The organism is Rhizobium leucaenae USDA 9039, from assembly GCF_000426285.1.
GTDB lineage: Bacteria > Pseudomonadota > Alphaproteobacteria > Rhizobiales > Rhizobiaceae > Rhizobium > Rhizobium leucaenae.
Map to the genome: position 1 here is coordinate 21,053 of NZ_AUFB01000040.1, position 13,101 is coordinate 34,153.

The 13,101-nt window shown below is 56.8% G+C and carries 11 protein-coding genes and 3 pseudogenes; 4 read left to right on the forward strand and 10 right to left on the reverse strand.

Features of this window, described 5'->3' with window-relative positions; translation table 11 throughout:
• Positions 1-2: 2 nt before the first annotated feature.
• The 6 genes from trbJ to traI are packed head-to-tail and all read right to left on the reverse strand — an operon-like array spanning position 3 to position 5,521.
• Complete coding sequence (trbJ, locus tag K290_RS0130170; RefSeq protein WP_004119852.1) at positions 3-806, reverse strand: P-type conjugative transfer protein TrbJ; 804 nt, start codon at positions 804-806, stop codon at positions 3-5.
• The gene (locus K290_RS0130175) at positions 778-3,234 is read right to left on the reverse strand and encodes a conjugal transfer protein TrbE (RefSeq protein WP_004119853.1); all 2,457 of its coding nucleotides are present in this window, start codon (positions 3,232-3,234) and stop codon (positions 778-780) included. Before K290_RS0130175 ends, trbJ begins: the two co-directional genes overlap by 29 nt.
• A gap of 9 nt (positions 3,235-3,243) precedes the next feature.
• Positions 3,244-3,543, reverse strand: coding sequence for a conjugal transfer protein TrbD (locus K290_RS0130180; protein WP_004119854.1), 300 nt, complete (start codon positions 3,541-3,543; stop codon positions 3,244-3,246).
• Complete coding sequence (locus K290_RS0130185; RefSeq protein WP_004119857.1) at positions 3,536-3,919, reverse strand: TrbC/VirB2 family protein; 384 nt, start codon at positions 3,917-3,919, stop codon at positions 3,536-3,538. Before K290_RS0130185 ends, K290_RS0130180 begins: the two co-directional genes overlap by 8 nt.
• Positions 3,909-4,886 (reverse strand): P-type conjugative transfer ATPase TrbB, encoded by a 978-nt coding sequence (gene trbB, locus K290_RS0130190; protein ID WP_004119858.1) that lies wholly within the window; start codon positions 4,884-4,886, stop codon positions 3,909-3,911. The genes K290_RS0130185 and trbB overlap by 11 nt, the downstream gene beginning before the upstream one ends.
• Positions 4,883-5,521: an acyl-homoserine-lactone synthase gene (gene traI / locus K290_RS0130195; protein ID WP_004119859.1), complete on the reverse strand. Its 639-nt coding sequence runs from the start codon at positions 5,519-5,521 to the stop codon at positions 4,883-4,885. The genes trbB and traI overlap by 4 nt, the downstream gene beginning before the upstream one ends.
• Before the next feature lie 378 nt (positions 5,522-5,899).
• Here traI and repA point away from each other — a divergent pair, with 378 nt between their 5' ends.
• From repA to K290_RS38590, 4 genes and pseudogenes are all read left to right on the forward strand, one after another.
• Positions 5,900-7,120, forward strand: coding sequence for a plasmid partitioning protein RepA (gene repA, locus K290_RS0130200; RefSeq protein ID WP_028755142.1), 1,221 nt, complete (start codon positions 5,900-5,902; stop codon positions 7,118-7,120).
• Positions 7,121-7,179: 59 nt separating this feature from the next.
• Positions 7,180-8,154 carry a plasmid partitioning protein RepB gene (gene repB / locus K290_RS0130205; protein WP_004119861.1) on the forward strand — a complete coding sequence of 325 codons (975 nt, stop codon included), beginning with the start codon at positions 7,180-7,182 and terminating at the stop codon, positions 8,152-8,154.
• Between the two features lie 161 nt (positions 8,155-8,315).
• Positions 8,316-9,530: a plasmid replication protein RepC gene (gene repC / locus K290_RS0130210; RefSeq protein WP_004119862.1), complete on the forward strand. Its 1,215-nt coding sequence runs from the start codon at positions 8,316-8,318 to the stop codon at positions 9,528-9,530.
• Positions 9,531-9,644: 114 nt separating this feature from the next.
• Positions 9,645-10,230: pseudogene (locus K290_RS38590) on the forward strand (GNAT family N-acetyltransferase).
• On the opposite strand, the gene K290_RS0130215 reads toward K290_RS38590, so the two are convergent.
• From K290_RS0130215 to K290_RS0130230, 4 genes and pseudogenes are all read right to left on the reverse strand, one after another.
• Complete coding sequence (locus K290_RS0130215) at positions 10,179-10,382, reverse strand: cold-shock protein (RefSeq protein ID WP_004119863.1); 204 nt, start codon at positions 10,380-10,382, stop codon at positions 10,179-10,181. The pseudogene K290_RS38590 and the gene K290_RS0130215 overlap by 52 nt on opposite strands.
• Positions 10,383-10,522: 140 nt before the next feature.
• Positions 10,523-10,975, reverse strand: a pseudogene (locus K290_RS0130220) (Fic family protein); the annotation flags it as partial.
• 285 nt (positions 10,976-11,260) lie between these two features.
• Positions 11,261-12,178, reverse strand: coding sequence for a recombinase family protein (locus K290_RS0130225; RefSeq protein WP_004119867.1), 918 nt, complete (start codon positions 12,176-12,178; stop codon positions 11,261-11,263).
• Positions 12,179-12,831: 653 nt separating this feature from the next.
• Positions 12,832-13,101 (reverse strand): annotated as a pseudogene (locus K290_RS0130230) (IS66 family transposase); the annotation flags it as partial.

Below are 13,101 nucleotides of genomic sequence, written 5' to 3' on the forward strand. Positions count from 1 at the left end.
GCTTACCACTCGACTTTCATCTTTTCGCCGCCGGAGGTGGAAGGGGCAGTCCCGCTGAAGAATTTCTCACGCCGCGCCTGCGCAAGGTCCTTGTCGGTCTGTTCGGTCTGGAGCCAGGTGCCCATCATCGTCATTTGCTGCGAGACGAGGCCGCGAAGCTTCTGAATCTGGGCGACCTGTTGCGCGGCGATCTCATGCCCGACCTGCAGGGCTTTCATCTGCCCGTCGGCGGTCTCGGACATGGACCGCAGCGAGGACATCGTGCCTTCCTCGCTATCGAATTGCTCGGCCGTCAGACTCGCCGCCTTCAGCGTGCTGGCGATCGTGTCCCGGTTCGTATCGGACCAGGACTGATAGGTGGTAGAAAACGACGAATTGTCTGGCAGGTTGGTTTTAAGGCTTGAGTAGCTCTGAAAACGTTGTTGCAACACATCATCCGCATTGCCCATGGAAAACGAGATGCTCTGGCCCTGGTCGACGATGCTGCGCAGCTGGTTGAGATCGCTTTCGACCTGCCCCCACATATGCGACGGAAGCGTCGCCGTGTTCTGGAGGAGGTTTTGGTAGATATTCAGCTGCGTTTCGATCTGTTGTGCGAGCTGGCTGATCTGGGTGAGCTGGTTCTGGATCTGCTCGCCGGACTTCCCGACCAAAGCGACCAGCTCGCCATTATTGAGGACCTGCGTCCACTCGGTGGCGGCACCCGTGGCAGTTCCAGCATTTGCGGGCACGACAGTGCCGGCCATCAATGCGACAGCCGCCAGGCCAGTGAGCAATTTATTCGAGGTTGAGCAGCGCTGCGGCATCCTGAACTCCTCTCGTTCGTAGCCAGTGGATCGGCCAGTCGCGGCCGTGTTTGGAACTGAGCGTGCGGATGCGCTTCAGGTCTTCCTTGCCGGATGCGCCAACGAAACTGAGCGCCACGGGGCCGAGCGACATGTCGAAGAGCCGCCTGCCTTCGGACGTTGCGACGTAATATTCTCGCTTAGGAATCGCATTCGAAACGATCTCGATCTGTCTCTCGTTGAAGCCAATCCGCTCATAGAACTCGCGGGTCCCAGGCTCACTTGCGGCGCCGTTCGGCAGGCAAATTTTCGTGGGGCAGGATTCCTTCAACACGTCGATGATGCCGGAACGCTCAGCATCGGAAATGGATTGCGTGGCCAATACCACCGCGCAGTTCGCCTTGCGCAGCACCTTCAGCCACTCTCGGATCTTGCTCCTGAAGACCGGATGGCCGAGCATCAGCCAGGCTTCGTCTAGGACGATGAGGCTCGGTGAGCCATCGAGGCGCTTTTCGATGCGGCGGAACAGATAGGTGAGAACAGGTACGAGGTTCCGCTCGCCCATGTTCATCAACTCTTCGATCTCAAAGGTCTGGAATGAGCCAAGCAACAGTCCGTCTTTCTCAGCATCGAGAAGCTGGCCCATGGGACCATCGACGGTGTAGTGATGGAGCGCGTCCTTGATCTCGCGCATCTGTACGCCGCTTACAAAGTCCGAGAGAGATCGGCCCGCTGCACTGGCCATCAAGCCAATCTGGCGAGAGACCGCATTGCGGTGGTCCGGGGTGATGGTCACGCCCTGCAGCGCGATCAACATCTCGATCCATTCCGCGGCCCATGCGCGATCACTGTCGCTGGAGAGGTCCGACAGCGGGCAGAAGGCCAGCGCCTTCGCCTCTTCTTGAGCGTCGCCACCGATCTCATAGTGATCACCTCCGGTGGCAAGGGTCAGCGGAAGGAGAGAGTTCCCCTTGTCAAAGGCGAAGATCTGGGCGCGTTCATAGCGCCGGAACTGCGCGGCGATTAGTGCAAGCAGCGTCGACTTGCCCGAACCGGTCGGCCCAAAAATGAGTGTGTGACCGACGTCGTCGACATGTAGGTTCAGCCGGAACGGCGTCGACCCGCTCGCCACCTGCATCAGTGGCGGTGAATTCGGCGGGTAGAACGGGCACGGCGCGACAGGGGAGCCCGACCAGACAGAGTTGAGCGGAATGAGATCGGCAAGGTTGCTGGTATTGATCAGCGGTTCGCGGATGTTGCAATACCAATTGCCCGGTAGGCTGCCGAGGTAGGCATCGGTGGCGTTGAGCGTTTCGATGCGCGCCCCGAAGCCCTCCGCCTGAATAAGTCTGCGGATGGACTCTGCCTTTTCCTGCAGTCCTTCACGATCGTGATCGAAGAGAACGATGACGGGCGTGTAATAGCCGTATGCGACCAACTGCGACGAAGCCTGGGCGATAGCCTCTTCTGTCTCGGCGACCATGTTCATGGCGTCCTGATCAAGCGAACGGCTCTGCGTCTGAAAAAGCTGGTCGAAGAATGGGCGCACCTTCTGCTGCCATTTCTTGCGGGTCCGCTCCAGTTTTTGTCTGGCCTCCTGCGCGTCGAGAAAAATGAAGCGCGACGACCAGCGGTAGGTTAGCGGCATGAGATCGAGGCTGTTGAGGATCCCCGGCCAGCTCTCGGCCGGCAGGCCGTCGATCGCGACGACACCGAGGAAGCGGCTTTCAACCTTTGAGGTCAGCCCATGTTCAAGCTCGGCGGTCGCGATCCAGTCGAGAAACATGGGCACATCCGGCAGCCGGATCGGATGGTTGTCACCAGTGATGCAGAAGCGAACGAATTGGAGCAGTTCGTCGTAGCGGGCAACCCGCGCCCCTCCCCTCTCGAGAGCCTCCCGCGTTTCCATGCGACGGATCGAAAGCGTATTGGCGAAATACTGCTCGATCTCGCGGACCGCGTTCTTGAAAATGAACAGCACCGTGTCGGCATAGGTCTTCTTGCGGCTCACCTCGTCCGAGTAGATGTATTTGCTGAGCGCCGTTTTTTTGGATTCGAGCGGCCGATAGGTCAGGATCAGCGCGTGTTTACTCTCGAAATGCCCCTGTTCGCGGGCGAAATGCGCCCGCCGCTCGGCGTCGATCGCGCGAGTTACAGGATCGGGAAAGTGACAACGATTATCCGACGGATAGTCGAATGTCGGGATGCGAACTGCCTCGACCTGGATCATCCAGCCGCTCCCGAGCCGCGAGAGGATTGTATTGATATGGCGCGACAGTTCGTTGCGATCGAGGGCCGTGGCGCTCTCTGAATCTGGTCCCGCAAAATACCAGGCGGCCATCAGGCTTCCGTCTTTCAACAGGAGAACACCATTGTCGACGAGGCCGGCATAGGGGACGAGATCAGCAAAGGATGGGTCGGGGGCCCGGAAGCGTTTGAGAGCGACCATGCGTTCCTCTCAATACCGGCGCCACGGCGAGGAGGTCGCCTTGTAGTAATGCTTGTACGAGATATGGCGGACATAGACCTGTCGCATGAGCGGATCGGCCTTTGCCATCATTCTCAAGAGCCCGACGATGACAATCCAGACGCCAACGCCGAAGAGCGCCGAATAGATCGTAAGAACGACGAAGATGAGGATGACTGCGGCCAAGCCGGTGATCAGCACCAGTTCCCGGTCCGCGCCCACCAGAAGGTTCGGGCGCGACAGCGCGCGGTGGATGCGGTTCCGCTGCAGACCGGACGCGGACTCAGCCATTTGTCACTCCTGCGCCTTGGAAGCCGTCCGAGGCGACCAGCTCCCTCGTCAGGCCAATTGAAGCTCCAGTCGCGCCGAACAGGCCCACAATGGTCGTGGCACCGAGCAGAATGCCGGCGACGAGAACCACGTATACAAGTCGCCGCGCGAAGTCGTTCAACTCCCCACCAAATATGAGCATGCCGCCGGCTATGGCGACAGCCGCAAGTGCGATGTATCCTGCGACAGGTCCGGTGATCGACTCTTGAATCTGCTGCAGTGGTCCTTCCCAGGGCAGTCCGCCACCGCCCGAACTGGCGAGTGCCGGATCAAGCGAAGCGAGAACTGTCGTTAGGACAGAGAATGTGACCTTGGCGAGCGAAGGCTTACGCGACATGACGGGCCTCCTCTTCCTCATCGAGTTGGTCTGAACCGATCTGGTATTGGCCCTCCGCGAACCGTTCGATGTGGATGACGTCTCGAACCCGTCGCCCGCGCGGTGTCCGTTCAATGGAGATGATGAGGTCGACTGCCTCACCGATAACCTCGTGCATCGGCTGCTGGCTTGCTTCTGCGGTCAATTGTTCAAAGCGGCGGAGGGCCGACATGGCGGTGTTCGAGTGAATTGTCGCAACGCCTCCGGGATGACCGGTGTTCCACGCCTTCAGCAGAGTCAACGCGGCACCGTCGCGGACTTCGCCGACGACAATCCTGTCGGGGCGCAGTCGCATCGTGCTCTTCAGCAATCGTGACATATCAACGGTATCGCTGGTATGCAGAAGAACGGCGTTCTCGGCCGAACAATGAATTTCGGCGGTATCTTCGAGGATCACCAAACGGTCTTCGGGGGCGAATTTGACGATCTCATCGATCAACGCGTTCGCAAGCGTCGTTTTGCCAGAACCGGCGCCCCCGGATACGATGATGTTTCGCCTTTTGGAAATCGCCTTTCGGATCATTAAGGCGTGGCATCCCGTCAGCGCGCCTGACCGCACATATTCTTCCAGCGGAATTAGGCGTGGGGCACGGCGGCGGATCGTAAAGGCTGGCTTGGCGACCGCTGGTGGTAAAAGGCCTTCGAAGCGGTGCCCACCTATCGGGAGCTCGCCGGAGATGATCGGTTGCTTCGTGTCTACCTGGGACTGAAGGAAATGCGCCACAATTCCGATCACCGTTTCCGCGGCGACGGGGGACATTTCGCCGGCCGCCGCAACGCCGTGAGCGAGGCGCTCAATAAAGAGCTTTCCGTCCGGATTGAGCATTATTTCGATCACATCCACGTCTTCCAATGCGGCGCACAGCTTATGGCCGAGCGCGTCTTGAAGTTTGCAGACAAGCCGGTGGTGAGAGCGGAGCTGGTTCATGGATTTCTCCTTTTCCGCTGCCCATCTGGGGAGATGAATTCAGAACGGTAACTGGATGGACGAAGCCTCAGGAATGTCTCGGCGTTCACCGGTAAGGTGCCCGCGACGGCAATTGTCTTGCCAATGTTCTTTGGTTCGCCCAATCGCGATAGGTGCCACCCAACGCGTGCAAGGATCCGCTCGAATCGAAGATCGGTCACCGTGACGAGCTCCGTGTACCCATTTGCGATGCACCATTCGATGATGCCTGCGAACATGGTCAAAGTGGCCTCGTGGACGAGGCCTCCTCCGCGAAGATCGACCAAGGTTGTGTCCACGCAAAAACGGGAGCTTTCGATCATACTTGGATGGGCGTTTAGGTGTCCATGCGTTAGCAGTGACGAAAAGACATGGGTCACCATCGTCGGACCCATGGCCGGCAGGAGTCTAGCGCATCCTGCCACACGAGCGCTGTCCGATACGGCGAGTATGTAAGTCGGCTGGAGAGCGTCGAAGACGTCCGCTTCCCGGCCGTCAAGAACACCGACCTCCCAACCCAACCGATTTGAAAACACTTGAGCTCGAAGTCGATGATGTGCTTCGAGAAGGTGCTGTGCAGGAAGCCCATGTCTGGTCGATATCGCAACAACCTTCATACTGATCTCCGTCGCTTAAATTTATCGACAAAGATCAGCACGGATTAGAATGGCTGGGCAGTTGTAGAATCCTACAAGGTATTTTGGTGAGTCGCGCGCGGTTTTGGGCGACAACGCGCTGATCTGATCTCGCGTGTTATTCCCTTAGTTGTAGGAATCACCAGTGAACAAATATGCAACGAACGTTGTGACTCGGAGCGGTAACAGATTGGATTTGCAAGGGAAATACAGATGGCGGCGTTAACCATAGGTCAAGGGGCGTCCCGGCTATTAACAGTTTATTAGCCGCATTTTCCTTGCCGGCCCGCGAGAATCGGACATAATAACGGTTCAGTGGCAATATCGGGCCGAAAACCGTTATCTGAAAGATTTCTGACAATGAACGCTAATTCGATGGCTTCGCTTAAGATGCCGATGCACTTTGAAGATCAAATCCTAGAACAGGGTGATTTGATCTCGAAAAAGCTGCACCTACTTAGCGTACAACGATTCCCGCCCAACGCGAAAAAGACATTGCGAAGCTTCTCGCTGGCGGAGGTCGCGACCTATGTCGGCGTATCGCAGAGCACATTGAAAAAGCTGCATCTGGACGGAAAGGGCCCCTCCCCTCAAACATCGTCCTCCGGTCGTCGCTCCTACACCGCCGAACAGATGTTGGAACTGCGTCAATATCTGGATACGCACGGTCGATCCGACAACCGCATGTATGTTCCCCACCGGCGCGGCGGTGAAAAGCTGCAGGTGCTTGCTGTAGTCAACTTCAAAGGGGGCTCGGGGAAAACCACGACCGCCGCGCATTTAGCGCAGTACCTGGCATTGACGGGGCATCGCGTCCTTGCCGTAGACCTCGACCCTCAAGCATCCCTTTCGTCTCTGCACGGCTTCCAACCGGAGCTCGATCAGATCGCGTCCATCTATGATGCCATTCGCTATGATGGTGCGAGAAAGCCGATCTCGGAGATCATCCAGACCACTAATTTTCCTGGATTGGACATTGTCCCTGCAAACCTCGATTTGCAGGAGTATGAATATGACACGCCGCTTGCGATGTCTGATAAGTCTTCTAATGAAGGCAAAACGTTTTTCACCCGCATATCGCGGGCTTTGGCTGAGGTCGACGATCGTTATGATGTCGTCGTCGTCGACTGTCCACCGCAGCTCGGATATTTGACGCTGACCGCACTGACCGCAGCTACAAGTGTTCTGATAACAATCCATCCGCAGATGCTCGACGTGATGTCGATGGGTCAGTTCCTTCTGATGCTTGGTGGAATCCTAAAGCCGATCCGTGCCGCTGGTGCGGAAGTGAACCTCTCCTGGTACAGATACTTGATTACGCGCTACGAGCCGACCGATGTTCCGCAAGCCCAGATGGTCGGCTTTATGTCCACGATGTTCAACGAGTTCATACTAAAGAACCAGATGGTGAAGTCGACGGCGGTTTCAGATGCCGGAATTACCAAGCAAACTCTGTACGAAGTCGATCGGGCATCCATGAATAGAGGCACGTATGACCGTGCGATGGAATCGTTGGATGCAGTGAATGCTGAAATTGCCGGCCTCGTTCACGAGTCATGGGGACGTCGATTTGTCAGCTGACAAAAACGAACGTTTTATGCGGAAAAACAAGCAGCTAACGGCTGCTCGGAGCAAATGAGATGGCACGGAAAAATCTGCTCGAGGGACTTGCTGACCTGCATGAAGATAGCGGCACGGCACCTGCATATCCAATGCGAGGCGCAGGCAAATCTCTCGTGCGTTCGCTGGACGAGCTGGCAAAGCAGGCTGACAAATATCTCGAAGGCGAGGCAATTATCGAACTTGATCCGGCACAAATTGAAGGCTCCTTCGTAAAGGATCGGATATCAGACGACGACGGCGAGTATCAAGATCTGCTAGAGGCAATTAGGGTACGTGGGCAGGATACGCCTATTCTCGTGCGGCCCCATACAAAGGTCGATGGTCTTTATCAGGTTGTCTTCGGCCACAGACGGGTAAGGGCAGCAAGGGACCTCGGCAGAAAAGTCCGGGCTATTGTCAAGGCAATCGACGACCGTTCCCATGTCATTGCTCAAGGGCAGGAAAATTCCGCGCGCGCGAATCTCTCTTTTATCGAAAGGGCGTTATTTGCCAAGCGCCTGGATGATCTTGGTTACGGCCGAGAGGTGATTTCCTTGGCATTGTCCGCGAATGCGGCTTCGGTCTCGAAGATGATGACGGTGGCAGAGCGCATCTCGGCTAACGTCATAGAAAAAATCGGGTCGGCTCCCGGTGTGGGCCGAGAGCGCTGGATAGAGCTTTCACTTCTAGTCGGAAAATTCGCCAATAGCGGCAAAGTGTCAGAAGTTTTGAGCACGGACGGCTTCGACGCATTGCCGTCCGATGAACGCTTTTCATCTCTGTACAAGGCGCTCAACAGAACAGCGCGGCCCGTGAGGAAGGCGGAGGTTTCGACTCAAAAGGCGAAGTGGCAGCCCCGGGACAAGGCAGTGCAGGCCGAAATCAAGAATACGGGCAAAGCTTTCTCGCTCTCGATGAAGGCGAAGAATGCTGGCCGTTTCGGAGAATATCTTTCCCGCAATTTGGATGCGCTCTACGAGCAATTCCTGAAGGAGGGAAGCAAAGGAGACTGAAGCCGCAAAAGAAAAAGGCCCCCAAACGACCAAGTCGTGGAAGCCCTTCTCGTATTCCCTAAGCAAGATTGAGAATCGCATTTCCACGAATCCCTGTCAAGAGTCGTAACCGTCGATTTGGCGGGCGGATCTCTTTTGCCTCAATTAAGGTGAGAGAAAAAATGCAGATTGGAAGTGTGACGACGCCCTTCGGGCGGCGGCCGATATCGCTTGCCCAGGTAAGAGGGCAAATGAAAACGGCTGAGATGCGGCCAGGTAAGACGGCCGACAAATGGAAGATCTTTCGCGATGCCTCGGAGGCGAGGGCAGTGCTCGGCATTCAGGACCGCGCCCTTGCCGTTCTTGATGCGCTCTTGACCTTCTATCCCGACAATGAGCTTTCGGAAGAGCGCGGCCTGGTGGTGTTCCCATCAAATGAACAGCTTTCCGTTCGAGCGCATGGTATTGCTGGCACGACATTGCGCCGCCACCTTGCTGCACTCGTCGATGCTGGACTGATCCAGCGCAAAGACAGTGCTAATGGCAAACGATACGCCCGAAAGGACAATGGCGGCCAGATCGAAGATGCGTTCGGCTTCAGCCTCGCGCCGCTGCTTGCTCGCGCCGAAGAGCTTGCGCAGCTCGCACAGCAGATAGCAGCCGAGCGCCGGCACTTCCGCAGCGCCAAGGAAGCACTGACGATCTGCCGTCGTGACGTTCGTAAGCTGCTGACGGCTGCGATAGAAGAGGGCGCTTCTGGCGATTGGGAAAAGCTGGAGGGCTACTACGTGCAGCTGCTCGCAGGCATCCCCCGCTCCCCAACCCTCAAAGATATTGAATCCGTCCTCGACGAAATGCGAATGTTGCGTGAAGAGATCATCAACCAACTGGAATTTCAGGAAGATTCTCAAAAAACAGATACCAATGATGTCCAAATTGGACGTCACATACAGAATTCAAAACCCGAATCCAGCAATGAATTTGAACCTCGCTCTGAAACAGAGCAGGGGGCGAAATCGAACCCAGACATTGGGCGAATGCGAGAGCCGATAAAGGCTTTTCCACTGGGAATGGTCTTGCAGGCCTGCCCTGAGATTTCGAATTACGGGCCGGGCGGGGCGGTCGGGAGTTGGCGCGATCTCATGTCAGCCGCGGTGGTCGTGCGATCGATGCTGGCCGTCAGTCCGAGTGCCTACCAGAATGCCTGTGAGGCACTCGGTGCCGAGAATGCTGCGGCCGTGATGGCCTGCATCCTCGAAAGGGCAGGGCACATCAACAATGCGGGCGGTTATTTGCGTGACCTCACCCGCAAGGCAGAACGCGGAGAGTTTTCACTTGGGCCGATGTTGATGGCGCTGATGCGAACGAATGGTTCGCCAGGCCGGAGAGCATCATGAGCTGCAAAAAGCTGATGCTGTTTGGAGACCGCAGCAAGGTGAGATCCTGGCTTGTGGTCTCCCGAGTATCGCCGATAAGCTATCAATCTAAAGTGGGGTCGCTGAAAACAGCATATTCGAAGGGCCGTAACCTCGGATGCAAAGAGCTGTGTAGCCTTCTGAACGAAATCATCCGGACATCCGCGCCGGCGGAACAACGGCGCTGGAGACGCTGCTTTCGGCCGCGGGGTTCGCGGAGTGGTTTATTGATCGCAAGTTACGATCGGCTGCTTGTCGGCTGTCAGTTGTTAAGCCTGTACGGCGATCCACCGTTTTGTCGACATCCCTACATTTGCACGCGCGAACCCAAAGATATCCAGCGTCGACAGCTCTTTTTACCGCAACTCGGACAACAGCCGAAGAACTCGTGTTCGAAATTCATCAATGCGACCGTACGTGCCGATAACATCATGAGTCTTGCTATTGCACCAAGATGGGGTTTGAGGGCTATGCTAGTCTCATAGACGTTCCGCTTCTGGATGTGACACCCTTCGACCGGGCCAAGAAGTTGGGCGCTGCGCCTTTGGCACAGGCCGAGATCTCGCAATTTAAGAGCAGGTGGCCCCGAGGCGCTTTTGAGCCCGTTGCCGCCGCTCCGGTCAATTGGCCTCAGAGCGGTCTGACGTTTTCCGCCTTTAACTTGCCGGTCTTCCGATCCTGACCGAGATCGTAGGAAACGGACTGTCCCTCTCTGAGATAATCGCCATATTGCAGGGCGGTGACATGCACGAAAACGTCGCCTCCTCCGCTTTCCGGCGTGATGAAACCAAAGCCTTTATCGGCGTTGAAGAACTTAACCTTGCCAGTTGGCATAACAATCCTCGTGTCTTCGCAGTTTAGGCAGCAAACTAACGACCAGCCACAGCAAGAATCAAGCCAGTCTGCTTCCGCCGAGTGATGTCGCGCTCTTTGGATAGAGTGGACGAAAGGCCGTGCCCCAGCCGTTGTTTCTATCACTCTGGCTCCGGCAGGTTTAAGGTGTAACGCGTATGTCGGCGTTCACCGCTGCGGTTCATTGCCCCCTTCTCCACCATATCATGAAGGTCTCGAGTCGCCGTTGCCCGGGAAGCCCCTGTGATCGAGATGTAATTTTCCGCGCTCAGGCCACCTTTGAAGCCTTCAATCCCTTCGCGGAACATGCGGGAGATCGCCTTGGCGATTGTTGAACTGGTCGCGGAACCGTTCATAGAACTTTGCCTTGCGGATATAAAACGCAACGCGCGTGAGAGTCGTCTGCTGCGCATCGAGAATGGTTTGCAAGAAGTAGAGTAGATGAGCCTTTCGATTATATCGAGCTTACGCTGATTTGTTTCGAGCTCTCCGTAATAAGCCTTGCGGCTCCTTTTGATCGTATATGCAAGCGAGATCAGGCTCGGTTGCCCGATGTTTTGCGCGAGCGACTTTTGAGGGCCGAACAAGCAGCCCAGCAGGTCGCCGCGCTGAAGAAAGATCGTGACGAGCCGGCATACCATCATGCGGGTTCGAGACGAGAAACCACCTCGGTCGTTGGCAGAAGGAACAATGATGACCGGCTACACCATTGAACCGGACGGGCGTCAGGTGGAGGAGGAAATCCACCTTGGCGGGGTTGGCCGAACAGGTCGTGGCAAGCACGGATTGGAAGGAGATCTCCGCCGGGAAAGGAAGCTCGCGGGGCAAAAAGCGCGGGCGCTCCCTTATGAATCAGCTAGTCAAGGACGAACTAACCCGAAGCGATGTGCCTCGTCCAACAGCGCCCTAACGGAAGAGGGCTGCCACCTCCTGCCACCACGCGCCGGCCGTTCCCCCATCTGATCCAGTTGCGCGGCAATGTCGCGCAGCGACAAACTGGGGTCGGCGATGGTGATCGCGGCGACCAACTTCATCAAATGATCTTCGGGCGCGCGGCGCGGTGAGCGGGCCAGCAGCTCTGGCTCTGCAAGCTTCTCACGAACCATCCGATGCACCGCGCGGCGTAATCGTTGGACCGTCCAGTGATGACCGCGACGGTTAAGGACGCGCACGACGTTGTCCCAACTATGCTGTGGCCTGAGCTGCCTCACGGTCGGCAGCCAGGTCTGTGCCGACGAAATCAGTTCGTCGAGATAAAGTTTCTCGCGTGCTTTCGACACCGCCTTGATCGCCTCCGGTCGGCGCTCGCGCAGACCGGGATTTCCGGGAAGCTTCCCTCTGGCTTTCGCAGCCTTGATGCCAGCTTTGGTTCGTTCGGCGATCAGGGCGCGCTCAAGCTGGGCGACGGCGCCGAGCACCTGCAAGGAAAACATTCCCTGCGGCGTGGACGTATCGATCGGATCGCGCAGCGAGCGGAAATGAACTCCGCGCTTTTCGAGGTCTTCAATCACGTGAAGCAGATGGCTGACTGATCGGGCCAAGCGATCGAGACGAACGACGACTAGCACGTCGCCAGAGGTGAGATCCTTCAGCACTTTGGTGAGCACCGGTCTTGTGCGGGATAACCCGGATCCGTGCTCCTGATGAATGCGATCGCAGCCGGCGGCGCGCAACTCATCGACCTGGGCATCGTTGAGCTGATCGTCAGTCGAAACCCGGGCGTATCCGATCAGCCGGGGCCGCGGAGAGGGGGAGCTGGCGATTGCAACCTGGGGCATTCGTTCTGGCTCTTTTTTGATGGCCTTTGTACAGATAATGAATGCATGAGAAAATGGGGATTTGCAAGCGTGTTTTATGACAAAAATGGGAGGCGATAGAGAGCGTTCTATGACGTGAGGCAGGCATCGACCCATCGCCGCCCGAGAACGCACGTCAGCGGGCATCTATGGCGAAAACGCAGGGAAATCGGCTATTTCGGAAGAGGTCGCTCCGGCTCCGGCTTTTTGATGAGGTTCTGACGCCGAGAGGCGGTCGGGGAGGGGAAGAGCTCGACCGGTTCAGCACGCGTTATTTCCGCTCAATCAGGCAGAATTTCCAGCGACCCAAAATGAAAAGCCCTCAAGGGGCCCGGATTTGCGGCTTTTCCGCCAATTCTCACGGACAAATACGCTATCTCTTGCCGCCAAAAACCATCACCTATCGATACGCAGTACTTATCGGAAGTGATTGCCCATCCACGGCGCCGTCCCGAGTGACGGAAGCAATGGCTTAAATAGCTTCTGTTCTGGAAAAGAACAACGTTAATTCATATGGGTAACGAGATGGAAACGGCCAACATTCCCGGATAAAAGGGTAAGTGGGGCAGATTCGGTGGCGGTGCTGGTTCGTTGGGCAACGGTGGTGCTGCAACCGGACTGAAGTGACCCCGTGTTCACGCCCTAGCGAGAATGATTGCCGGCAGGGGCGGAACCGGTTGGCCGACGTTGCCGATGCCAAGCCGGTCACCGAGATAGTGGTAAAAGGATAGCCCGAGCTTTTGGCAGGTCTTCATCAGACCGAGCATGGTATCGCGTGCAACACGACCATCGCGGCTCATCGTGCCGCCGGAGATCTTCCGCTTCGTCACAAAGCTCCGCAAAGCATTTTCGGATGCATTGGTGTGTAGCGGAATCTCGGGATGATCGAGAACTTTCAGCAACTC